The sequence below is a fragment of the Streptomyces sp. NPDC031445 genome (genome assembly GCF_055581365.1).
The window spans coordinates 76,246-97,956 of sequence record NZ_JBVIJO010000018.1 but is presented as its reverse complement, the minus strand read 5'-3'; the positions used below and the strand labels follow the sequence as shown (position 1 = coordinate 97,956).

At 73.7% G+C, this 21,711-nt stretch carries 21 protein-coding genes; 9 read left to right on the top strand and 12 right to left on the bottom strand.

The genetic code is table 11. From position 1 onward, the window contains the following. Nucleotides 1-17: 17 nt before the first annotated feature. A complete protein-coding gene (locus tag ACZ5DC_RS36160; protein WP_468659981.1) occupies nucleotides 18-1,370 on the bottom strand; it encodes an alkaline phosphatase family protein in 1,353 nt (450 codons plus the stop codon). Nucleotides 1,371-1,515: 145 nt separating this feature from the next. Continuing rightward, entirely contained in the window at nucleotides 1,516-1,974 is a 459-nt protein-coding gene (locus ACZ5DC_RS36155; RefSeq protein ID WP_468659979.1) for an Lrp/AsnC family transcriptional regulator, read from the bottom strand. A 94-nt stretch (nucleotides 1,975-2,068) separates the two neighbouring features. Here ACZ5DC_RS36155 and ACZ5DC_RS36150 point away from each other — a divergent pair, with 94 nt between their 5' ends. From ACZ5DC_RS36150 to ACZ5DC_RS36130, 5 genes are all read left to right on the top strand, one after another. Next, nucleotides 2,069-2,545, top strand: coding sequence for a rhodanese-like domain-containing protein (locus tag ACZ5DC_RS36150; RefSeq protein WP_468659977.1), 477 nt, complete (start codon nucleotides 2,069-2,071; stop codon nucleotides 2,543-2,545). A 59-nt stretch (nucleotides 2,546-2,604) separates the two neighbouring features. After that, the gene (locus ACZ5DC_RS36145; RefSeq protein ID WP_468659975.1) at nucleotides 2,605-3,150 is read left to right on the top strand and encodes a GNAT family N-acetyltransferase; all 546 of its coding nucleotides are present in this window, start codon (nucleotides 2,605-2,607) and stop codon (nucleotides 3,148-3,150) included. Between the two features lie 172 nt (nucleotides 3,151-3,322). Continuing rightward, nucleotides 3,323-3,979: a histidine phosphatase family protein gene (locus ACZ5DC_RS36140; protein ID WP_468659973.1), complete on the top strand. Its 657-nt coding sequence runs from the start codon at nucleotides 3,323-3,325 to the stop codon at nucleotides 3,977-3,979. A 134-nt stretch (nucleotides 3,980-4,113) separates the two neighbouring features. Next, the gene (locus ACZ5DC_RS36135; RefSeq protein ID WP_468659971.1) at nucleotides 4,114-4,767 is read left to right on the top strand and encodes a response regulator; all 654 of its coding nucleotides are present in this window, start codon (nucleotides 4,114-4,116) and stop codon (nucleotides 4,765-4,767) included. Beyond that, nucleotides 4,764-5,882 carry a sensor histidine kinase gene (locus ACZ5DC_RS36130; protein ID WP_468659969.1) on the top strand — a complete coding sequence of 373 codons (1,119 nt, stop codon included), beginning with the start codon at nucleotides 4,764-4,766 and terminating at the stop codon, nucleotides 5,880-5,882. The genes ACZ5DC_RS36135 and ACZ5DC_RS36130 overlap by 4 nt, the downstream gene beginning before the upstream one ends. A gap of 453 nt (nucleotides 5,883-6,335) precedes the next feature. Here ACZ5DC_RS36130 and ACZ5DC_RS36125 read toward each other — a convergent pair whose 3' ends face one another. From ACZ5DC_RS36125 to ACZ5DC_RS36110, 4 genes are all read right to left on the bottom strand, one after another. Then, nucleotides 6,336-7,574, bottom strand: coding sequence for a cytochrome P450 (locus tag ACZ5DC_RS36125; RefSeq protein ID WP_468659967.1), 1,239 nt, complete (start codon nucleotides 7,572-7,574; stop codon nucleotides 6,336-6,338). Nucleotides 7,575-7,608: 34 nt separating this feature from the next. Next, the gene (locus tag ACZ5DC_RS36120) at nucleotides 7,609-9,000 is read right to left on the bottom strand and encodes an NAD(P)/FAD-dependent oxidoreductase (RefSeq protein ID WP_468659965.1); all 1,392 of its coding nucleotides are present in this window, start codon (nucleotides 8,998-9,000) and stop codon (nucleotides 7,609-7,611) included. Beyond that, nucleotides 8,990-9,220, bottom strand: coding sequence for a ferredoxin (locus tag ACZ5DC_RS36115; protein WP_366751725.1), 231 nt, complete (start codon nucleotides 9,218-9,220; stop codon nucleotides 8,990-8,992). Before ACZ5DC_RS36115 ends, ACZ5DC_RS36120 begins: the two co-directional genes overlap by 11 nt. 158 nt (nucleotides 9,221-9,378) lie before the next feature. Further along, nucleotides 9,379-10,056 (bottom strand): hypothetical protein, encoded by a 678-nt coding sequence (locus tag ACZ5DC_RS36110; RefSeq protein WP_468659963.1) that lies wholly within the window; start codon nucleotides 10,054-10,056, stop codon nucleotides 9,379-9,381. A 137-nt stretch (nucleotides 10,057-10,193) separates the two neighbouring features. Between ACZ5DC_RS36110 and ACZ5DC_RS36105 the strand changes: the two genes are divergently transcribed. After that, on the top strand, nucleotides 10,194-11,036 hold the full coding sequence (locus ACZ5DC_RS36105; RefSeq protein ID WP_468659961.1) for an SDR family oxidoreductase: 843 nt from the start codon (nucleotides 10,194-10,196) through the stop codon (nucleotides 11,034-11,036). Nucleotides 11,037-11,068: 32 nt separating this feature from the next. Here ACZ5DC_RS36105 and ACZ5DC_RS36100 read toward each other — a convergent pair whose 3' ends face one another. Continuing rightward, the gene (locus tag ACZ5DC_RS36100) at nucleotides 11,069-12,760 is read right to left on the bottom strand and encodes a DUF885 domain-containing protein (protein ID WP_468659959.1); all 1,692 of its coding nucleotides are present in this window, start codon (nucleotides 12,758-12,760) and stop codon (nucleotides 11,069-11,071) included. Nucleotides 12,761-12,813: 53 nt separating this feature from the next. Beyond that, nucleotides 12,814-13,299 carry an Lrp/AsnC family transcriptional regulator gene (locus ACZ5DC_RS36095; RefSeq protein WP_030339892.1) on the bottom strand — a complete coding sequence of 162 codons (486 nt, stop codon included), beginning with the start codon at nucleotides 13,297-13,299 and terminating at the stop codon, nucleotides 12,814-12,816. 60 nt (nucleotides 13,300-13,359) lie between these two features. On the opposite strand from ACZ5DC_RS36095, the gene ACZ5DC_RS36090 reads away from it, so the two are divergent. Further along, a complete protein-coding gene (locus ACZ5DC_RS36090; RefSeq protein WP_468659957.1) occupies nucleotides 13,360-14,562 on the top strand; it encodes a trans-sulfuration enzyme family protein in 1,203 nt (400 codons plus the stop codon). 24 nt (nucleotides 14,563-14,586) lie between these two features. Here ACZ5DC_RS36090 and ACZ5DC_RS36085 read toward each other — a convergent pair whose 3' ends face one another. The 4 genes from ACZ5DC_RS36085 to ACZ5DC_RS36070 all read right to left on the bottom strand — a co-directional run bounded on the left by ACZ5DC_RS36085 (nucleotide 14,587) and on the right by ACZ5DC_RS36070 (nucleotide 19,423). Next, nucleotides 14,587-15,999: a GNAT family N-acetyltransferase gene (locus ACZ5DC_RS36085; RefSeq protein WP_468659955.1), complete on the bottom strand. Its 1,413-nt coding sequence runs from the start codon at nucleotides 15,997-15,999 to the stop codon at nucleotides 14,587-14,589. A 122-nt stretch (nucleotides 16,000-16,121) separates the two neighbouring features. Then, nucleotides 16,122-17,708, bottom strand: coding sequence for an alkaline phosphatase D family protein (locus ACZ5DC_RS36080; RefSeq protein ID WP_468659953.1), 1,587 nt, complete (start codon nucleotides 17,706-17,708; stop codon nucleotides 16,122-16,124). A gap of 117 nt (nucleotides 17,709-17,825) precedes the next feature. Continuing rightward, complete coding sequence (locus tag ACZ5DC_RS36075) at nucleotides 17,826-18,656, bottom strand: alpha/beta fold hydrolase (protein WP_468659951.1); 831 nt, start codon at nucleotides 18,654-18,656, stop codon at nucleotides 17,826-17,828. A 113-nt stretch (nucleotides 18,657-18,769) separates the two neighbouring features. Further along, complete coding sequence (locus ACZ5DC_RS36070) at nucleotides 18,770-19,423, bottom strand: NADPH-dependent F420 reductase (protein WP_468660040.1); 654 nt, start codon at nucleotides 19,421-19,423, stop codon at nucleotides 18,770-18,772. 120 nt (nucleotides 19,424-19,543) lie between these two features. On the opposite strand from ACZ5DC_RS36070, the gene ACZ5DC_RS36065 reads away from it, so the two are divergent. Both ACZ5DC_RS36065 and ACZ5DC_RS36060 read left to right on the top strand, forming a co-directional pair. Beyond that, nucleotides 19,544-20,425, top strand: coding sequence for an RNA polymerase sigma-70 factor (locus ACZ5DC_RS36065; RefSeq protein WP_468659949.1), 882 nt, complete (start codon nucleotides 19,544-19,546; stop codon nucleotides 20,423-20,425). Nucleotides 20,426-20,694: 269 nt separating this feature from the next. After that, entirely contained in the window at nucleotides 20,695-21,456 is a 762-nt protein-coding gene (locus tag ACZ5DC_RS36060; RefSeq protein ID WP_468659947.1) for a GntR family transcriptional regulator, read from the top strand. Nucleotides 21,457-21,711: the final 255 nt, after the last annotated feature.

The following is a 21,711-nucleotide window of genomic DNA, read 5'->3' as shown; positions in this document are numbered from 1 at the left end:
CGGGTCCCTGCCGTCCTTCACATACGCGGAATGAGGTTCGCGGCGACGAGGCCGTGGTAGGCGGCGTCCAGGTGTGACGTCTCGGTCCGGGCGGGGTTGCTGCCCTTGGAGACGGGGACGAGGACGTCGGACAGCACGTCGTCATCGCGTGGTCGTTCCAGGGTCAGGACGTCCCCTATGCCGGGGGCGGCCGCATCGCGACCCGTCAGCGGCTCCAGGCCCCATCTCTGTTCGATCGTCTTGAGCAGCGACGTGTGGTCCAGCGGCACGCTGTCGTCGGGGACGCGGAAGACGGTCCCGGGCTTGATGAGGGGCGACACCAGCACCGTGGGCACGCGTACCCCGAACCGGGTGAAGTCGAAGTCGAACTCCACTCCCTTGATGCCGTCGGGTGGCGTCGCGCCGGCAGGCGGAGGTACGTGGTCGTAACAGCCGCCGTGCTCGTCGTAGGTGACGACCAGCAAGGTGCCGGCCCAGTCCGGTCCGCGGCGCAGGGCCCGATAGGTGTCGTAGACGAGACGCTCGCCCAAAGCCACGTCGTCGTTGGGGTGCTGGCTGTTGCCCGTGGTCCCCCAGGAGGGCTCCAGGAAGGTGAAGGCGGGCAGCCGGCCGTTGGCCGCCGCCTTCGTGAAGTCCATGAACTGGCCGAAGTGACGCATGTCGGCTTGCTGGGTGTCGGGGAAATCAGCCATGGTCTTCGGCCACTTGTCGTACCCGTAGACCATCCAGTCGACGGTGTCACCGAGTCGGCCGAAAATGCTCGGCGTGTCGAACATGGGGCGCTTCGTCTGTTCCGCGAGATTCAGGCTGGTCTTGTCCAGCAGGTAGCCCAGGCTCGTCCCGGCAAGCGCGAAGGCCCGGTTGGGCAGGGTCTGGGTGGGAACCGAGCAGTACCAGTGGTCGCACACCGCGTAGCCCCGGGCCAGTCCGGACAGTACCGGCACCCCTTCCGGGGTGAAGCAGCCCATGATGTCGCTCGCGGTCACGCCCGGGGAGTTGCCGCTCCGCGTCGGGTAGATCTCCGCGTAGTCGATGACGAAGCCGTCGTTGGTCGCGTCGGGGACGGGTGCGGGCGGATGTTCCGTGCCGAACAACTGGACGTTCACCCGGTCGAACTCCTCCCCCGGGATGGAGCCCGGCATGAAGTACGCCCCGGGTCTGTCCGGGTCGATCCGGAAGACGGTGACTTTGCCGCCGTTCCCGTCGGGGTTGGCCTCCGCGCCGGTCAGTCCCTCGAAGGCGTCGCCGGCGGGCGAGCGGTTGTCCTGACCGGTGTAGAGGAACCCGAGCATGTTGTCCAAGGAGCGGTTCTCCAGCATGAGGACCACGAGATGGTCCAGCTGGTCCAACGGTGTGGTGTCCGACGTCATTCGGGTCTCCCGCGGTTCGCGCGGACTGGGGGAGCGAGGCCCCGCCGGCCACGGCAGCGGCCCCACTTCCACCGTAGGACGCAGGGAAGTACCTCGCTCGGCGGTGCGGCGCAACCGCACGACGCGACCGGTGAACGGGAGGGCGTCAGGGAGCGGCCCGACTCCCCAGCGGGCGCCGGGTCAGCGGGGAGGAGTACACGACGCTGGTGGTCACGGAGCCCAGCGCGCCGATCCGTCCCGAGATCTCCTCCAGATGGGACATCGACCGCGCGGCGACCTTGATGACGAAGCAGTCGTCGCCCGTGACGTGGTGCGCCTCCAGGATCTCCGGCGTCACCGCGACCAGGTCGTGGAACGGCTTGTAGTTGCCGTTCGGATAGCGCAGGCGTACGAACGCCAGGATCGGCAGGCCCAGCCGCTCGGGGTCGACCACCGCCGCGTACCCCTGGATCACGCCGGCCTCCTCCAGCCGCCGTACCCGCTCGGTGACGGCGCTCGGTGACATGGAAACCGCCCGCGCCAGCTCGGCGTAGCTGGCCCGTCCGTCGCGCTGGAGGACGTCGAGGATGCGCCAGTCGGTGGCGTCCGGGGAATGCGCGGTCATCCCGGATGGATAGCAGGGGAATCCCCGGCCCGGCAAGGGCGGCCCCGGGGATCGTCCCTTCAGCGAGGCGGCGGCCGGACCGTAGATTTCCCGCATGATCGACACCGCTTCCGGAAATCCCGTCCTGCGCGTCGCCCCGGCCGCCCCCGCACACGCCGCCGCCTACTTCCGGGCGAATCTCGCCTTCCACGCCGACGTCTCCGACGTCGCCGCCGCGCTGGCGGCCGGCGGCGACCCCGGCTTCGTCGTCGTCGACTCGCGCTCCACCGAATCCTGGGACCAGGGCCACATCCCCGGCGCCGTCCACCTGCCGACCGCGCTCGTCCCGCGGCAGGCCGCACAGCTCCTCGACCCGGACGTGCCGCTGGTGACGTACTGCTGGGGCCCCGGCTGCAACGGCGCCACCCGCGCCGCACTCGCCCTCGCCGAACTCGGCTACCGGGTCAAGGAGCTGCTCGGCGGCTTCGAGTACTGGGCCCGCGAGGGCCTGCCCTACGAGACCCGGCAGGGCCCGGCACGCCGGGACGCCGATCCGCTGACGGCACCCGTGGCGGGCGCGTGCGGCTGCTGAGGCGCGGCGCGCCCCCGCGCGGGGCGGCCCCGGCGCCCCGTGCGGGTACAGTCGGGGCGGTGCCCGAGCTGAAGCGGCTGCACGCCAGCCACGCCCCCGCGGTCCTGGACTTCGAGCTGTCGAACCGCGCCTACTTCGCCGCCTCCGTCTCCGACCGCGGCGACGACTACTTCGAGCAGTTCACCGACCGCTACAACGCCCTGCTGGCCGAGCAGGAGGCGGGCGGCTGCGCCTTCTACGTGCTCCTCGCCGAGGACGGGTCGGTCCTCGGCCGGTTCAACCTGGTCAACATCGAGAACCGCACCGCGGAACTCGGCTACCGGGTCGCCGAGCACGCCGCCGGCCGCGGCGTGGCCACCGAGACGGTCCGGGAGCTGTGCCGTCTGGCCGCCCGCCGGCACGGACTGCGCGCGCTGCGGGCGGCCACCTCCCACCAGAACGTCGCGTCCCACAGGGTGCTGACCAAATCCGGCTTCGTCCCGATCGGGCCGGCCGACCCCGCCGACCTCGGCGGCAAGCCGGGCACCTGGTACCAGTGCGACCTGGTCACGCTCCAGGCCGAGGGTCTTTCGCCGGGATCAGGCGCGAGCCCGGCACGATCTTGACGAGAGGCCCGGGAAGGCAGCGGGGCGACCCGCCGACCGGCGGGGGCGCTCCGGCCACCTGCCGGAGGTTGGAGCAGCGCCTTCCCTGGAACGTTGTGACCAAGGGAAACGGCTCTGCCCCGGCTGGTCCGCCGGCCGCGCGGCCCTCCCGATCGGAGAAGGAGGTCGGACAGTGACGGTGCGACTGACGATGCTCTGCGCGACCACCGCGGAAGACGGCCTCGGCCGGGTCTTCGGGGACGGCGCCGTGAGCGAACGCCGCCGGCGCGAGCTGGCCGCCATGACAGCGACCCTTCCACCGTACGCGGTGGCCCTGCGCGGCCCCTCCGCCCGCTGTGCGCAGACCGCCGAGGCCCTCGCCGTCGCGGCCGTGCCCGAGCCCGGCCTGCGCGACCTCGACCACGGCGCCTGGAACGGCCGTACCCCCGAGGACATCGCGGCCGTCGACCCGCACGGGCTGTCCGTCTGGCTGACGGATCCGGACGCCGCACCGCACGGCGGCGAGACCGTCCGCGAGCTGTGCCGCCGGACGGCCGCCTGGCTGGGGGCCCTGCCCGCCGGCACCGGACGCGTCCTCGTCATCACCGAGGTGTCCGTCATCAGGGCCGCGCTGGTGCACGCCCTGTCCGTGCCCGTCCGCTCCTTCCCTCACCTCCGCGTCCCGCCCGGGTCCGCGGTCACGCTGACGCTGAGCGACGGCCGCTGGAGCACCCGGTTCGACCGGATCGCCGTCCCGCGGCGCCGGCAGGCGGCCGACGGCGTCCCCACGGTCGCGGTGCCGACCACGCCCACCACGCGACAGCGCATGTGCCTCACCGGCCGGCCCTGACCCGGCAGGGGGTACGCGCCACCACCTGATCACGGCACCGGAGCCGTCGACGCCTGTCCGTACGGCGCCCAGGGGCGAAGCCGCCCCGGGCGTGGTACGAATCGGACAGTGGTTCCATACAGGCTGGAGCGCACGTGATCCGGGTACTGGTGGTCGACGACGAAGCCCTGATCCGCACGGGCTTCCAGCGCATCCTGGCCGCCGCCGACGGCATCGAGGTCGTCGGCGCGGTGTCCGGCGGCCAGGCGCTGCGGACGGTGCGCGAGCAGCGCCCCGACGTGGTCCTGCTGGACATCCGCATGCCGGACGTGGACGGGCTCACCGTCCTGGGCGAGATCCGCCGGCTGCGGGAGCCCCCCGTGGTGGCCATGCTGACCACGTTCGACATGGACGAGTACGTGGAGACGGCACTGCGCTCGGGCGCCGCCGGATTCCTCCTCAAGGACACCGACCCCGAGGCACTGCCGCTGGCCGTGCAGACCCTGGCCCGCGGCGGCACGGTGCTGTCGCCCAAGGTCACGCGCACGGTGGTGGACGGCTATCTGAGCGCCGGAGGGCCGGAGCGCCCGCCCAAGGCCCTCGGACGGCTCACCGGCCGGGAGCGCGAGGTGCTGCTCCTCGTCGCCGAGGGCCTGTCGAACGCCGAGATCGCGGCCCGCATGCACCTGGGCACCGGCACGGTCAAGGACCACGTCAGCGCCATCCTCACCAAGCTTGAGGTCAGCGGCAGGGTCCAGGCCGCCCTCTTCGCCCAGCGGGCCGGACTCCTCACGGAGGACACCGGATGATCCGCCGTCCGTCCCCGCTGCGGCGCCCGTCCCCGCTGCTGCTGGACGGCGTGGCGATCGCCATGGCCCTCCTCGACGTGTGGGCCCACTGGGACATCGGCGAGCCGCTGCGGATGGCGTGCGCCCTGGCCGCCGCCGTCGTCCTGCTGCTGCGCCGGCGCCAGCCGCTGCTCACCTTCCTGCTGACCCTCCCGGCCGTCCTGCTGTCCGACTCGGTCGTCGCCTGCCTGGCCGCGCTGTACACCCTCGCCTCCCTCAGCCGTCCCCGGACGCTGTTCCTCCTGTGCGTCCTGGCCTTCGCGTTCTGCGACACGACGGCCCTGCCGTCACCGAACTTCAACCTGACCGAGCTCGGCAAGCTCATCCCGTTCGGCTACAGCGCCGCCACCGCCGCCGCCGCCGTGTTCCTCGGGCAGCTCGTGCGGACCCGGCGCGACCTGTCGCTCAGACTGGCCGAGATCTCCGAGGCGCGCGACCACCAGCAGCTGCTGACGGCGCAGGCCGTCCTGGCCAAGGAGCGCGCCCAGCTGGCGCGGGAGATGCACGACGTCGTGTCGCACCAGGTCAGCCTGATCGCCGTGCGCGCCGGAGCGCTCCAGGTCGGCGCGGAGGACGCGGACACCAAGGAGGCCGCGGCGACGATCCGGCGACTGAGCGTGCAGACACTGGACGAGCTGCGCCACATGGTCGGCGTCCTGCGCGCCTCCGGCGGCCACCCCACGGAGCTGACCCCGCAGCCGGCGCTCACCGACCTCCGGCGGCTGGCCGACAGCTGCGGCATCGAGACCGAGCTGCGGACGGACCTGCCCGAAGGACTCCCGGCCACCGTCCAGCGCGCGGTCTACCGCACGGTCCAGGAAGCGCTGACCAACACCCGCAAACACGCTCCCGGCGCCAAGGCGCGCATCGACCTGCTGCACGCCGACGGCTCGATCCGGGTCCGGGTCACCAACACCGCGCCGACCCAGCCGCCGCTGCCGCTGCCCGGTGCCCACCACGGCCTGATCGGACTGCGCCAGCGCGCCGAACTCCTCGGCGGCACCATGACCGCGGGCCCGACGCGCGACGGCGGTTACGAGGTCTGCGTGGTGCTGCCGGCGGAAGTCACGGGGTGAGCGGGGGAGGTGCTCGGCGCGGCACGGCTGCGTTCTGCCGCGCCCCGAGGGTCGATCCGGGTCCGGGACACCCAGTCCGCGCCGACCCGGCCGCCGCTGCCGCTGCCCGGTGTCCACCGGAAGTCACGGGGTGAGCGGGGGACGTGCTCGGCGCAGCGCGTCGAAGGCGACGTCGAAGTGCCGGGGGCGGCGCGGTACGGCGTTGCGCCCTGCGCGCGCCGAGGAGTCGATCCGGGTCAGGTGAGCGGGCGACGCGCTCGGCGCAGCGCCGTCCAGGTGCCGGGCCGTGCGGTACGGCGTTGCGCCCTGCTGCGCGCCGAGGGGTCGATCCGGGTCCGGGGTACCAAGTGCGCGTCGAAGGCGACGTTCAGGTGCCGGGGTACCAAGTGCGCGCCGACCCGGCCGCCGCTGCCCGGTGTCCACCGGAAGTCGCGGGGTGAGCCGGCGACGTGTTCAGCGCAGCACGTCGAAGGCGACCTCCAGGTGCCGGGGGCCGCGTAGCACGGCGTTGCGCCGGTACGGCGGCGGGTCCTCGACCAGTCGGGGCCCCTCCAGCCGCCGGGCCAGCTCGGACAGCGCGATCTGGGCCTCCAGCCGCGCCAGCGGGGCGCCGAAGCAGCTGTGGATGCCACTGCCGAAGCCGAGATGCTGGATGTCACCGCGGTCGGGGTCGAACCGCTCCGGGTCCTTGAACCGCTCCGGGTCCCGGTTGCCCGCGGCGAGCACCAGCCAGATGCGCGAGCCCTTGGGGATCGTGACCCCGCGCACCTCGATGTCGGCGATGCAGGTGCGCTGCGGCACCAGCTGCACGGGCGGCTCGTACCGCAGCAGCTCCTCCACGATGTCGACCGACAGTCCCGGGTCCTCCCGCAGCCGCTGGAGGATCTCCGGGTGGCGCAGCAGGGTGAGCATGCCGTTGGTGATCAGGTTGACCGTCGTCTCGTGACCGGCGATCAGCAGCAGCACCGAGGTGCTGAGCACCTCCATCATCGACAGGGAGCCGTCCGGGCCCCGGCCGGCCACCAGGTCGGACAGCAGGTCGTCCCGCGGCTCCTTGGCGCGCTCCTCGACCAGTCCGGCCAGGTACATGCCGAGCTGCATCCGGGCCTCCCGCGCCGTCCTCTGGGCGTCGGCGTCCTGCTCCGGGCCGGCCGCCGGATCGAGGCCCGCGACCAGCGGATCGACCCAGGCGCGGAACCGGGGCTCGTCCTCCCGGGGAACCCCGAGCAGCCGGCAGATCACCGTCACGGGGAACGGGTAGGCGAACTGGTCGACCAGGTCCACCTGGCGCGCGTCGCCGAAACCGTCGATCAGCCCGGTGACGATCTCCCGCATCCCGCCCCGCATGTCCTCGATCCGCCGCGGCCGGTGCGGCGGTCCGAAGGCGCTGTTCGCGATGCGCCGCAACCGGTCGTGCTCGGGCGGGTCCAGACGCAGGAACGACGGCGGCAGTCCTCCCGTCTCCTCGGTCTCGCCCAGCTCGTCACCCCCGGCGGCGGCCAGGTTGGCCGCGTCGGAGCTAATCCGGGGATCGTGGAGGAGGGCTTTGATGTCGTAGTACGAACTGATGAGGTACGGCCCGCCCTCCTCCTCGTGGAGCACCGGCGTCCTGCGGAGCTCCTCGTAGAGGGGGTAGGGGTCGGCGCGGTTGGCGTAGTCGGTGATCCGGTGTGCGAGCGATGCGTGCGGCATGGCGGGTCCTCGGGGCGTCGGGGCCGTGGCGGGGTCAGTGGCGGGCGGGGTGGAAGACCAGCTGCTGGTCGGCAGGCGAGTAGCCGCTGAGGGTGACCATCGCGCCGTGCGTCGGCAGGGACGGGTCCGGGAACCCGGCCGGCACCGGCTGCCGGCCCTCGGGACGCCGGTCCACCGTCGGGTACTCCACCGGGAACGGCGCCCCCCGCTCGATCTGCCTCTGGTAGAACTCGAGCCACCGCGTGTTGTCGAAGGTCACGGCGGCCACGATCCGGCCCTGGTGGCCGTAGACGCCGGCGAAGCGGCGCTCGGCCAGCGAGCCCTGCGTGATCATGAGCTCGTCGCCCATGGGCGGCACCCCGACCGACTTGATGTTCACGCCGAACATCGACGACCAGAAGGCGGGCATCCACAGGTGCGGCCGCCGGTCGGCACCGTGGCAGATCATGTTGTGCGCGGCGGTCTCCGCCTGGGCGACGGCATTGCCCCAGTGCTCCAGCGACAGGAACTGGTAGCCGAAGAGCGCGTGCGGGGACCGCGCCACGTCGCCCGCCACGAAGACGTCGTCCGTGACGATCCCCCGGAAGTCGAAGGCGCGGCAGCCCGCGTCACAGGCGATGCCCCGGGGCCCGGCACCGAGCCCCGACCCGGTCAGCCACTCGGTGTTGCGCAGCGAACCCAGCGACACCACGACCACGTCCGCCTCGACCACGCTCTCGTCGGACAGATGGACGGCCCGCACCCTGCCGACCGCGTCGCCCTCCAGCGCGGTCACCGTGACATGGGTGCGCAGGTCCACGCCGTTCTCGGTCTGCAGGTCCGCCGCGACCGCGCCGACGACCCCGCCGAGCGCGCCCACCAGCGGCGCACCCGCCCGCTCCGCCACGGTCACCTGGAGATCCATCTCCCGGCACGCCGAGGCGACCTCCGAACCGGCGAACCCGGCGCCGATCACGAACACCCGGCGCGGCCCCGCCCTCAGCCGCCGGTACAGGTCCGCCGCGTCCTCCCGGGTGCGCAGCACGCAGACCCCGTCGAGCCGGGCCTCCTCCTGCTTCGGCCACGGCCGGGCGCGGACGCCGGTCGCGATGAGCAGCCGGTCGTACCCCACCTCGTCACCGTCGGCGAGCCTGACCCGCTTGGCCGTCAGGTCCAGGCCGGTCGCCGCCACGCCGAGGCGCCACGTGGCGTCGATCTCCCGGCGGTGCGGCAGCTCGGTGTGGTGCGGGGACGCCCTGCCCAGCAGCACGGACTTCGACAGCGGCGGCCGGTCGTACGGCTCGTGGGGCTCGTCACCGATCAGGGTCAGCTCACCGGCGAAACCCTCCGCGCGCAGCGTCTCGGCGGCCCGCAGACCGGCCAGCGAGGCACCCACGATCACGATCCGGCCCTCACGCCTGAGCCACTCCACGTAGTCAGCGGCCATCGGACGCCCCCCGCGCCTCACCCGTGCGCTCCAGTCCGTCGGCCGTGATCGCCTGCACCGGGCACGCGGCCACGGCCCGCGCCACCCGCTCGCGCTGCTCCTCGTCCGCGCGCGGGTCGTAGATCAGCGCCTCCTCGCCGTGCATGGCGAAGACGTCGGGCGCGAGGAACGCGCACTGGGCGTACCCCTGACACTTGTTGAGATCGACGACGATCCTCATCGACGCTCCGCCCTTCCCGTGGCCAGGCCCGGACGCACCGCGCGGCGCGCGCGGGCGGCTCCGGACGGCGGTCGTCCCCCGCCCGCCAGCATGCGAGCCCGGGCGGGGTGGCCGCGCGCCGGGCACGCCGATCGAGTGAGCGGCCGGCGGTACCGGCGTCATCCGGCGACGGCGGGCCGGGGACCCTCACGGCGGCCGGCCATGAGGATGTGCACGCCGAGCAGCAGCGACCAGGCCGGGAAGGCGAGTTCCGCCCACGGCACGTTGGACGACGCGAACAGCAGCGTGACCACGGTGAGGAGGCCGAGGACGGTGAGCCAGCGCGGCAGCACACCCAGGCGGTGGCCGATGACCGACATGGAGGACACGAAGACGGCCGCCATCCGCATCGCGTACTCCGTCATCAGCGTGTACGCGAGGTGGCGGCCGAAGTCCCAGGCGGCCGGCAGCGGTGACAGGCCGGCCGGCCGGGCCAGCGCGAGCACGGCACTCGCCGCCGCTGCCGCCCCGAACAGCGTGGCGGTGAAGACCAGTCCGCTGCCCAGGAAGACCGTCGCGAGGAACTTGTCCTCGCCCGCGCCGACGTGCGCGCGGATCACGCCGATGAACCAGAGGAAGAAGATGCCGGCGAACGGCACCAGCGCGAGGGCCGTCCGCAACGCCCGGCGCTGCGCGGAGTCCGCGAAGCCGGGCGCGGTCACCGCGTCGGCCCCTTCCGGGATCCCCAGCCTGACCAGGACGATCGCCGCCGCCAGGAGCAGCGCGAAAACGACCCCGGCCAGCCCCGCGGAGCGCGGTGTCCGCAGCGCCCGCTGCCCCGGCCCGATCTCCTGCATGCCCGGCCCGCCTTCCGCGTCGGCCCCCGGCACCAGCTAGCCGTCCGGGCGCCGCCGGCGCCACCCGGGACGCGGCCGTACGGCCGAGCGGAAAACCACTCGCGCCGAGCGCGCCGCCCTCTCTAGGGTCGGCGTCCGTGACCACGCACCCGCAGCCGGCCCCCGACGGACTCCGCCGCGACCCCCTGCCCCTGCGCGGCCGTACCGCACTCGTCACCGGCGCGAGCCGGCGGGCCGGGATCGGACACGCGGTGGCCCGGCGGCTGGCCGCCCACGGCGCCAGTGTGTACCTGCACCACCACGTGCCGCACGACGCCGCGACGCCCTGGGGCGCGGACGACCCCGACGCCGTCGCCGCCTCCGTGCGCGAGGCGCTCGGCGACCCCGGGGCGCGGGTCGTGCGGGGTCCCGGCGACCTGGCGGACCGGACGGAACCGGCCCGGCTGGTCGACACCGTGATCGAGGAGTTCGGCCGCCTCGACATCCTCGTCGCCAACCACGCCCTCAGCGGCTCCGACGGCACCCTGGACGACGTCGACGCCGCGATGCTCGACGCCCACTGGGCCGTGGACACCCGCTCCGTGCTGCTGCTCGTCCAGGCGTACGCCCGCTCGCGCGCCGCCCTGCCGCCCGGCACGCCCGGGGGACGCGTGGTGCTGATGACGTCCGGACAGGACCTCGGCGGCGGCATGCCGGGCGAGATCGCCTACGCCCTCCAGAAGGGCGCCCTCGCCTCCGTCACCCGCTCCCTGTCCACGACGCTCGCGGCACGGGGAATCACGGTGAACGCCGTGAACCCCGGCCCCGTCGACACCGGGTACGCCACCGGCGAGGTCCACGCGGCCGTGGCCGCGCGGTTCCCCGCCGGACGCTGGGGCGCACCCGACGACCCGGCCCGCCTCATCGCCTGGCTGGCCACGGACGAGGCGGACTGGATCACGGGGCAGGTCATCACCTCGGAAGGCGGCTTCCGGCACTGACGCGGGCGGTCACGGCCGGACGGCGCGGGCCGTCACAGCTGGGACAGTTCGTCCACCAGGTCGTCCAGGCCGAGGGAGCCCTGCGACAGTGCCGCCATGTGCCAGGCCTTCAGGTCGAACGCGTCGCCGTGCCGCTCGCGCGCCTTCTCCCGGCCCAGCAGCCACGCCCGCTCCCCGAGCTTGTAGCCGATCGCCTGGCCCGGGATCGTCAGGTACCGGGTCAGCTCGCTCTCCACGAAGTCCGCCGGACGGCTGCTGTGCGCGCCGAAGAACTCCTCGGCCAGCTCCGGCGTCCACCGCTCCCCGGGATGGAACGGCGAGTCCGCCGGGATCCGGAGCTCCAGGTGCATGCCGATGTCCACGATCACCCGGGCCGCCCGCATCATCTGCGCGTCCAGGTAGCCGAGCCGCTCCTCCGGGCCCGTCAGGTACCCGAGCTCGTCCATGAGCCGCTCCGCGTACAGCGCCCAGCCCTCCACGTTGGCGCTGACCCCGCCGACCGTCGCCTGGTAGCGGGAGAGGTTCTCGGCCACGTGCGCCCACTGCGCGAGCTGGAGGTGGTGGCCGGGCACGCCCTCGTGGTACCAGGTCGAGACCAGGTCGTAGACCGGGAAGCGGGTCTGGCCCATCGTGGGCAGCCAGGTGCGGCCGGGGCGGGAGAAGTCCTCGGACGGGGCCGTGTAGTACGGCGCCGCCGCACCGCCGGGCGGGGCGATGCGCGACTCCACCTTCCGCACCCGTTCGGCCAGTTCGAAGTGCGTGCCGTCCAGCTCCTCGATCGCCCTGTCCATCAGGCCCTGGAGCCAGTCCCGGACCTCGTCCACGCCCTCGATGTGCCGGCCGTGCTCGTCCAGGTGCGCGAGCGCCACCCAGGGCGTCCGCGCGCCGGGCAGGATCTTCTCCGCCTCCGTCCTCATCTCGCCGAGGATGCGGTGGAACTCCGCCCAGCCGTACGCGTACGCCTCGTCCAGGTCCAGGTCCGTGCCGTTGAAGTAGCGGGCCATGCGCGCGTACCGTTCCCGGCCGACCACGTTCGGGGCGCCCTCGATCGCCGGCGTGTACACGTCCCGCAGCCAGTCCCGCAGTTCCGTCAGGGCGCCGGTCGCCGCACGCGCCGCCTCGTCCAGCTCCGCGCGCAGCGCCTGCGGACCCGCGGCGGCGAAGTCCTCGTACCAGCCGCGGCCCGTGCCGTCCGTGTCCGTCCACTCGGTGAGCTGGCCGATGTAGGTGGCGGTCGGCCGGGGAGCGGCGAACAGCTTGCGCTCCAGGCCCAGTTCGAGCGATGCGCGGTAGCCCGCGAGCGCGCCGGGCACCGCGCGCAGACGCTCCGCTATCGCCGCCCAGTCCTCCTCCGTGTCCGCCGGGGTGACCGTGAAGATGTCCCGCACCGAGTGGCCCGGCGTGCTCATGTTGCCGATCGCCCGCAGGTGCTCGTCCGCCTCGTGCACGGCGACCTCGGCGGTCAGCCGCTCCCGCAGCAGCCGCGCGCAGCGCCGCTCGGCGTCGCTGTCCGCGCCGGGCCGCCGCTCGGCCTCGTCCAGCTTCGCCAGGGTGGTCCGCGCCAGCTCGGCCAGGGCCTCCCGACCGGCCGGCGAGTAGTCGGGCAGCCTGCTCGAACTCTCCTTCACACCGAGGTACGTACCGGTGACCGGGTCGAGGGAGACGAGGTCGTCCACATAGGCGTCGGCGATCTGACGGGGCAGCGGGCTCTGGGTATCAGACATGCGGTCCATCCTCGTACGAGGGCGATCGCCGCGTCATCCGGGTTCGCCCGGATTCAGCTCTGGGCGTGGCCGGGCGGCAGCAGCGGCCCGCACTCCCACTGCTGGAAGATCAGCCGCGTCTCCACCCGGGCCACCTCGCGCCGCGCCGTGAACTCGTCGAGCACCAGCCGCTGGAGATCGGCCATGTCGGCGACGGCCACGTGCACCAGGTAGTCGTCGGGCCCCGTCAGGTGGAACACCGACCGTGCCTCCGGCAGCGCCCTGATCCGCTCCACGAACGGTCCCACCAGCTCCCGCCGGTGCGGCCGCACCTGCACCGACAGCAGTGCCTGGAGGCCGCGCCCGAGCTTCGCCGGGTCGAGCCGCAGCCGGTGCCCGAGGATCACACCCGAGCGGCGCAGCCGGGTCACCCGGTCCAGGCAGGTCGACGGCGCCACGCCCACCTGCGCGGCGAGGTCCCGGTAGGTGGTCCGGGCGTCGTTCTGCAACAGCCGCAGCAGATGCAGATCGACCGGATCCAGTACGACAGATTCGGCCACCGGCCGAACGTAGCACGGCCTCCGGCTCACAGGAACCGTTCCCTGTTCACCCTTCCGGTCATGGACACATCGAGCACGAGTGCCTACGACGACGTACGCACCGCATCGAGAGCGCTGGCCACCGAGGCCGTGCACGCCGGCCGCGACGACCTCGCCCGCCAGGGCCTGCACGCCCCGCCGATCGACCTGTCCACCACCTACCCCTCCTACGACAGCCGTGCCGAGGCCGCGCGCATCGACGCCTTCGCCGCCGACGGCGCCGACCCGGTCGGACCGCCCGTCTACGGCCGCCTCGGCAACCCGACCGTCGCCCGCTTCGAGACCGCCCTCGCCCGGCTGGAGGGCACCGGGTCCGCCGTCGCCTTCGCCAGCGGCATGGCCGCGCTCAGCGCGGTCCTGCTCGCCCGGTCCGCCATGGGCCTGCGCCACGTCGTCGCGGTACGGCCCCTGTACGGCTGCAGCGACCACCTGCTCACCGCCGGGCTGCTCGGCACGGAGGTCACCTGGACCGACCCGGCCGGCATCGAGGACGCGCTGCGCCCGGACACCGGCCTGGTCATGGTCGAGTCCCCGGCCAATCCGACCCTTGCCGAACTCGACCTGCGGGCCATCGCGCACGCGTGCGGTTCGGTGCCGCTGCTCGCCGACAACACCTTCGCCACGCCCGTGCTGCAACGCCCGGCCGAGCAGGGAGCCCGGCTGGTGCTGCACAGCGCCACCAAGTACCTGGGCGGCCACGGCGACGTGCTGGCCGGGGTGGTCGCCTGCGACGAGGAGTTCGCGGGCCGGCTACGGCAGATACGGTTCGCCACCGGGGGAGTCCTGCATCCGCTCGCGGGCTACCTGCTGCTGCGGGGGCTGTCCACGCTCCCGGTGCGGGTGCGGGCCGCCTCCGCGAACGCCGCCGAACTGGCCCGCCGGCTCGCCGCCGACCCGCGCGTGGCCCGGGTCCGCTATCCACGGCTCGGCGGCGCGATGATCGCCTTCGAGGTGCACGGCGACCCGCACGAGGTCATCTCCCGGGTCCGGCTCGTCACCCCCGCGGTCAGCCTGGGCAGCGTCGACACGCTCATCCAGCACCCCGCCTCCATCAGCCACCGCATCGTGGACGCCGACGACCGCCGCGGGGCCGGGGTCAGCGACCGGCTCCTGCGGTTGTCGGTGGGCCTGGAGGACGTCGACGACCTGTGGTCCGACCTGGACCGGGCCCTGGGCGCCCCCACCGCACACCGGGTGACGCCGTTGCGGGAGGCGGTGCGCTGAAGCCGGCTCCCTGACGGGGGGCCGTCAGCCGAGGCGGGGCGGCTGCGGGCCGGGCGCGGTGCCGACGGGAGTGGGGTCCAGGCGGGCCGTGATGACCAGGGTGCCCTCCTCGACCTGGTAGTCCAGCGGCAGACCCAGGCCGCGCATCGCGGCGACCATGCCGGTGTTGGACGCCTTCGTGACGGCGTACACGCTCTCGCAGCCGGCCTCCGCCGCCATCGCCACCAGCCGGCCGAGCAGCTCGCCGCCGACGCCGCGCTGCTGCCAGGCGTCCTCGACCAGCAGCGCGACCTCGGTCTCGTCGCCGTCCCACAGCAGATGCCCGAGGCCGACGATCCGGCCGGACGCGGTCTGCGCGGCCAGCGTCCGGCCGAAGCGGGGACTGAGCAGGTGGTTCAGATAGCGGTCCGCGTCGCCGACGGGGCCGTGGTAGCGCAGGCCGAGGGTGTGCGGCGAGCACCGGTCGTGCATCGCCCGGGCCGCCGCCAGGTCCCCGGTGTCGACCCGGCGCACGGTGATGTGGTCGCCCTCGGGCAGGGTCAGCACATCGTGACCGCGCGGGATCCGGAGCCCGAGCCGGGTGTCCAGCTCCACGAGCGCCCGGGCGCGCGCGAACTCGGTCGGGGTGAACGGCAGATGCGGCCGCTCCACGGTGAGCACCCCGCCCTCGGGCGCCGGCAGCCGCATCACGGTGTCCTCCAGGACCCCTCCGGCCGGCACCGGCTCGGGGCCCCGGCCGCCCCCGGCCGGTGCGCCGGGCAGCGTCCGGATCGTGCAGCGTCCCAGCAACTGGCGCAGCGCGAGCGGCAGTTCGGCGGAGTCCAGGGCGGTGCGGGCGGCCAGCCCGAGTACCCGGGTGGGCGCGTCGACCAGATCATGGGCGTCGGCCCGCTCGATCCACGTGGCCGTGCCGCCGGCCAGGGCGACCGCGCGGGTGATCCCGGCCGCCGCGAGCGCGCCCGGCGCCCGCAGCAGGAACTCGTCCACGGTGCCGTCGGCCAGGGGGTGCGTCTGCAGGCTCAGGATGTCCACCCGCCACTCGGCGAGCGCCGTGCACAGGGCGGCCAGGGAGCCCGGCTCGTCCTTCACCGTCGTCCGCATCCGCCACAGCACGCCCGCGACCTCGTCGGCGGCGGGCTGCTCGGAAGGCCCGGCCGGCCGCGTTCCAGCGGCCGGCCGGGCACCGGTATCGCTCACCGGCGGGGCGTGTCCGTGGCGGCGTGACCACCACACGTGGAAGCCCGCCGTCGAGGCCAGCACGATGGCCGAGATCATCAGCAGGGCCGGCCCGTCGGGCCCGTGCCCGATCAGGTTGGCCACCGCGTCCGCGACGGCCACGGCGGTGAACAGCGCGGCGAGTTCGACGACGTCCCGCCGCCAGTGGTGCACGGGCCGCCCGTGCCTCGCCCGGGTCACATCAGGCATGTCTGGAGTCATGCAGCCACTGTGAAGGAACGGTGTTGCGCGATCACGAACTGATTGTGACCTATGGGTAAAGCATGCTTCCGTCCTCTTTGCCGGATTTCAGCCACCGACGGCGGCCCCGCCGGTGCCACCGGTTACTGACCGACCCGGCCCGGCTGGAGCGTCCGGGTGAACAGGACGGTGCCGTCCTGCTCCCGCAGCCGTACCGTCAGCTCGCCGCTGTCCCCGTCGATGTCGACCTCGCCGAAGAACTGGTAGCCGCCCGCGGGCGAGACGTTCGACGCGGTCGGCGCCTTCACGAACACCCGCTCCGGGCCGAACGTGCCGTCCAGCGCGCTGGCCGGGAACGCCCCGGCGTTCAGCGGCCCCGAGACGAACTCCCAGAACGGCTCGAAGTCGGTGAACGCGGCCCGGGACGGCTGGTAGTGCTGGGCGGAGGTGTGGTGCACGTCCGCCGTCAACCACAGCGTCCCGGTGATCCGCCGGTGCTTGATGAACCGCAGCAGCTCGGCGATCTGCAGCTCACGCCCGAGCGGGGCGCCCGGGTCGCCCTGGGCCACCGCCTCGAAGTTCGGCTCGTTCTCCACTGGGTCGGGGACGACGAGGCCGAGCGGCATGTCGGCGGCGATCACCTTCCACACCGCGCGCGACCGGGCCAGCTCCCGCTTGAGCCACTCCAGCTGCTCCCGGCCGAGGATGCCCTGCGGGTCCACGGTCTGGTCGTCGGGGGAGTTGGCGTTGCGGTAGGTCCGCATGTCGAGCACGAACACGTCCAGCAGCGGGCCCTGGCGCAGCACGCGATAGACACGGCCCTCCCGCGCGCCGGGACGCAGCGTGGACAGGGGGAAGTACTCGCTGAACGCCCGCCGGGCGCGCGCGGCCAGGACGTCGATGCTCTTCTCGGTGTAGCGGGTGTCGGAGGAGGCGATGACCTCGCCCGGGTACCAGTTGTTGCGCACCTCGTGGTCGTCCCACTGGATGATCGAGGGCACCTGGGCGTTGAAGCGGCGCAGGTTGGCGTCGAGCAGGTTGTAGCGGAAGTTGCCCCGGTACTCGGCGAGGGTCTCGGCGACCTTGGACTTCTCCTCGGTGGTGATGTTGCGCCAGGTGCTGCCGTCGGGCAGCGCCTGGGTGGCGGTGATGGGGCCGTCGGCGTAGATGTTGTCGCCGCTGCACAGGAAGAAGTCCGGGTCCAGCTTCGCCATCGCGTCGTAGATGCGGTAGCCGCCGAGGTCGGGGTTGATGCCCCAGCCCTGGCCGGCCAGGTCGCCCGACCACAGGAAGCGCACGCCGTCCCGGCGGCGCCGGGAGACCGTGCGGAAGGTGCCGGTCACGGGCTCGCCGGTGCGGCGCGGGTCGTCCGGGTCGGCGAGCAGCACCCGGTAGTGGATCTGCTCCCCGGAGGGCAGGCCGTGCAGCCGGGTGGTGCCGGTGAAGTCCGTGCCGGCGCCCAGCAGCGGGCCGTGCCACCGGCGCGGATCGCGGAACGACTCGGTGGCCGAGGTCTCCACGATCATCCGGGCGGGGCGGTCCGAACGCACCCACACCAGACCGGAGTCGGCGGTCACGTCACCGGTCTGCACGCCCCAGCCCGCCGCGGGCCGTCCGGAGCGGGCGAAGGCCGGGGCCGCGCCGAGGCCCACGGGCAGGGTCAGGGCCGCGGACGCGGCGAGGGAGCCGCGCAGAACGCTGCGGCGACCGGGGAGTGGACGATGGGACATGGCTGCGCCTCCAGGGACGGGATCCGGCCAGTGTGCAGAGCCACACCTACTGGTGCGCCCCGGCGCGCACGCGAACCGGAAGTGAACTCCAGCCGGCCGGAGGGAGGTCAGCCGTGCTCAGCGGCTGCCGTCCAGGATGACCCGCGCGACCAGTGCCGGGTCGTCGTTCATCGGGCAGTGGCCGCAGCCGGGCAGCCGCACCAGCCGGGCGTGCGGGATGAGCTGCTTGGCGCGGACGCCCTGGCGGCGCACGAGGATCCGGTCCCGGGTGCCCCAGGCCACGGTGACCGGCAGGCCCGACAGGTCGTCGGTGAACCGGACGGCGGCGCCGGCGCGCAGGGTCTCCTCAAAGCCGGTGGCGCCGACGAGCGCGAGCGTCTCGGCGACCACCGCCTCCGGCGAACGGCGCGCGGGACGGGCGTAGATGGTGCTGGTCAGCGCGGTACGGCCGGCCGCCGTGCGGGACAGCTGCTCCACCAGCGGGAGCGGGAGCCGCTGGGCGATGCCCCGCATCGCGAGCAGCACCGTGAAGGCGTACCGCCGCTCGGCCTCCGACCAGAACCCGGCGGGGGAGAAGGCGGTGACGGACCGTACGAGCTTCTCCCGGCCGAGTTCCAGGGCGAGCAGGCCGCCCAGCGAGTTGCCGGCGGCGTGCGGACGCTCCAGCTCCAGCGCCTCGAACAGGGCGCCGAGCACGGAGTTGGTGGTGGGCAGGTCGTAGGCCAGGCCGTCCGGGAGTCCCGGGGACGCGCCGAAGCCCGGCAGGTCGACGGCGACCACCTCCCGCTCGGTGGCCAGGATGTCCACGACCGGGTCCCAGGCCTGCCGGTGATGGCCGATCCCGTGCAGCAGGACCAGGGGTTCGCCGCGGCCCACGCGCGCGTAGGAGACGCTCACATCGCGCGGGCCGTGCGGAGTGGGGACCTTGAAGGAGACGGTGGCGGACATGGGGGTGCTCCTCGGCTGGGCTGCTGACAGACGCCGTAGACAGCTTGTCAGCAATTACTACCGGCCGGTAGCCCCCAGGCTCGCACGCGTCGCACGGCCCCGTCGTGCGGTTCTCAACGCGTCTGGCGGACCTCGACGTTGAAGTCGGCGCTGCCGAAACGGCCGAAGAGCGCGAGCCACAGCGGCAGGTACATCTCCACCGCGCGTGCCGAGCGGATGCCGCCCAGGTCCAGCACCCGCCCGGCCGGCCAGCCGAACTCCCCGAGCAGCGCCGTCACCTGCTGTTTGGCGTCGGAGTCCGCCCCGCACACGAACACGTGGTGGTCGCCCGGGACCCGCCGCGGGTCCACCATCACCTGGCAGTTGACCGTGTTCAGCGTCTTGACCACGCGCGCGTGCGGGAACGCCCGCTGGATCCGCTCGGCCACGCTGTCCGACTCCACCGGGTCCAGCCGTGGCTGACCGTCCTCGAACGCCAGCGGATTGGAGACGTCCACCAGCACCTTGCCGTCCAGGTGCTCCGCACCCGCCGCCCGCAGCGCGGCCAGCGCCACCCGGCCGCCCACCGCGTTGACGACCACCTCGCCCGCCGCTGCGGCGTCCGCGAACGTCCCCGCGTGCGCCCGGCCGGCCTCGGCCGTCGCCCACTGCGCCGCCACCGGGTTGTCCCGCGAGCGGGACCCGAGGGTCACCTCGTGCCCCAGCTCCAGCAGCCGGCCGGCCAGCGTGCGGCCCACCTCGCCCGTGCCCAGCACCCCGTACCGCATCGCCCACCTCACGGTCACCGGCCGCCGCCCGCCGGCGCCCGCGGTCATTGTGATCCGGACCGCTCCTGGAGCCGGGCATTCCGGGTGGACAGGGCACGACGTGTCGGCTGGGATGAACCCGTGACCGCCGACCTCGCCACCGATGTGTTCGAGAAGCACCGGCCCCTGCTCACGGGGGTCGCGTACCGCATGCTCGGCCGGGTCGCCGACGCCGAGGACGTGGTCCAGGAGGCGTGGCTGCGCTGGTACCGGGCCGACCGCGCGACGGTCCGCGAACCGCGCGCCTACCTGGTGCGCGTCACCACCCGGCTGGCCATCGACCGGCTGCGCCAGGTGCGGTCGCGCGGCGAGGCGTACGTCGGGCCGTGGCTGCCGGAGCCGTACCTCACCGAGTTCGCCGGCACGGCCCCGGACACCGCGGACCGCGCGGTGCTCGCCGACACGGTCTCCCTGGCCGTCCTGGTCGTCCTGGAGTCGCTGTCCCCGCTGGAACGGGCCGTGTTCGTGCTCCGGGAGGCGTTCGGCTACCCGTACGCCGAGATCGCCGAGCTGCTCGACCGCGCCGAGCCGGCGGTACGGCAGCTCGCCGGGCGCGCCCGCCGGCACGTGGCGGAACGGCGCCCCCGGTACGAGGTCGACCCCGTCCGGCGCCGGGACCTGACCGAACGTTTCCTCGCCGCCGCCTCCGAGGGCGACCTGGCGGGGCTGATGTCCCTGCTCGCCCCGGACGTCCGGCTGGTCGGCGACAGCGGCGGCAAGGCCAAGGCGCCGGTGCGCGTCCTGCACACCGCCGACAAGGTCGGCCGCTTCCTCGTCGGCGCCGCGCGCTCGGCCCCCGCGGACATCTCCTACCGCCTCCTGGAGGCCAACGGCGGTCCGGCCCTCCTCCTCCTGTCCGGCGACAAGCCCGACAGCCTCCTCCAGGTGGACGTCGCCGAAGGCCGCATCACCGCGGTCTACGTCGTCCGCAACCCCGACAAGCTGCGGCACCTCGCCGGCTGAGCCACCGCCCGCCGCGCGCCCGAGCCCCCGTCGTCCGTCCGTCGGGGGCTCCGTCGTGCGACGGAAGCTTTGCCGCGATGTCACACGCGCCGCCGCACGCGAACGCCGCGTGAACGCTGCGCGTGCGGGCCACCCGACTGTTCACGCGGGGACCGAGGATTGGTCTTGACCAAGGGTGACGGCCGCCCTATCGTCGCAGAGAAGTGCAACAACCTTTAATAAACAAGGGCGCTAAAAACCGCCGGACCACGGCTCTTGCGGAGGACAGGGTGGGGACCACGCAGCTGGAATCGGTACCGGAACCGAAGTACTGGCATCTGAAGACCGTGCTCACCGAGGCACTGGACTCCGAGTTCTCGGTCGGCGAGATCCTGCCCAACGAGCGTGATCTCGCGGCCCGCTTCGGCGTGGCCCGCGCCACGCTCCGCCAGGCACTCGAACAGCTTGAGCTGGAGGGCCGGCTCCAGCGCCGCCGCGGGGTCGGCACGACCGTCGCGCCCCCGCGCGTGGGCGTGGCCGTCGGCACCGAGCAGCACACCTGGCCCGGCGCCGCCGGAGACGCCTGGCAGCCCGTCGACAGCGTCCCGGCGCCACCGCCCGCCGCCGTCGCCGCGGCCCTGGAGACCGGCGCGGACGAGCCCGTTCACACCGTGCGCCGCTCCCGCATGTCCCACGGCCAGCAGGTCGCCACCGAACTGCTCTACATCCCGGCGGCCTCCGTGCCCGGCCTGACCGCGATCGACGCCCCGTCCGGCGCGGCACGCGCGCGTGCGGTGCTGCGCGAGCTCCAGCACCTGCCGCTGGAGGGGGAGGACCGCGCCGTCGAGCTCGGCTCCGCGCGCGCGGACGACGCCAAGGAACTCGACCGGCTCCCCGGCTCGCCCGTCCTCGTCGTCACCACCCGCTTCTTCGTCCAGGGCCGTACCGCGGCGCTCTCGGTCGCGACCTACCGCGCCGACACCTGCCGGCTGACCTTCGGTGAGTCGGCCGGGGTGGAAATACACCACGACCCGGAGAAGAGAGCGTCCTGACGCCGGGCGGGCACCCGCCCGAGGGCGGGGGCCGCGGTGAGACGCGGCCCCGCGCCGGGGGCGGTCGGCGACGACCGCGCCGTACCTGACACGACCGCGACCGCTGGAGCGGCAGGACCGCTGTATCCGGCAGGGCCGCCACACGACCGCTGTGCGCGGCACGACCGCCTCACGCGGTAGGCCCGCTGTACTCGGCACGAGGGCCGCACCCGGCACGACCGCCGTAGCTGGCATGAGGGCCGACTTGGCACAACG